The organism is Methylobacterium haplocladii, from assembly GCF_007992175.1.
GTDB classification, from domain to species: domain Bacteria; phylum Pseudomonadota; class Alphaproteobacteria; order Rhizobiales; family Beijerinckiaceae; genus Methylobacterium; species Methylobacterium haplocladii.
Genome location: NZ_BJZT01000096.1, coordinates 1 through 766, shown reverse-complemented (window position 1 = coordinate 766; position 766 = coordinate 1). Strand labels below are relative to the sequence as shown.

At 70.6% G+C, this 766-nt stretch carries 1 pseudogene; it reads right to left on the bottom strand.

Annotated features, from left to right (window positions below):
* Positions 1-706: pseudogene (locus tag MHA02_RS21885) on the bottom strand (IS701 family transposase); the annotation flags it as partial.
* Between the last annotated feature and the right edge of the window lie 60 nt (positions 707-766).

Below are 766 nucleotides of genomic sequence, written 5' to 3'. Positions count from 1 at the left end.
CGCCACGTCGGCCGGGTAGACCTTGCTGCGCCCCGTGATCCCGACGGCCCATCTCAGGCCGCGCTCGCTCAGGGCCTGCCGGAACGGGGCGGAGCAGCCGTACCCCGCATCCGCCAGCACGCAGCCGAAGCGCACGCCCCCCTCTCGAACCCGGTCGATCTCCGCAACGGCGATCTCCAGCTTGGTGCGGGCCGCGCGCCGGTCCTCGGGGACGCCGGCCCCCTCCATCCGGTCCGGATCGCCTGTCCAGGTCTCGGGCAGGAACAGCGCCAGGCCGACTGCCACAGGCACCTCGCCGCGCGCCAGCGTGAGCGACACCAGCGTCTGGCAGTTGGCGGTCTTGCCCAGCGTCGTGGCATATTGCGGTGCGACCCCGACCGAGCGGTCGCCCTTCTTCGGCAGGACCGTGTCGTCGACGACGAGGATCGTATCCGATCCGCCGACCAAGCGATCGGCCTCGCAGAGAAGCGCCTGCTGCAGCGGCGCTTCATCCCAGATCCCGGCCGCGATGAAGTGGTGCAGCCGGTCGTAGGGGACCCCATCGGCCCGCGCCGCCATCGGCCTGGACGCTCTTGCGGTCGCCCAGGCCGATCAGACCGGCCACGTAGAGGGGGCACATCGCCCGGCGCGCCGGATGCGATAGGCCCGCCAGGAACGGCTGCAGCCATCGATCCAGATCGTCACGCCACCCGCCAGCACCTGACATCGCAATCATCCACGCCCGTTGCCGTGGCATGCGAATCCGCGAGAATCCTACGTCGTTCCA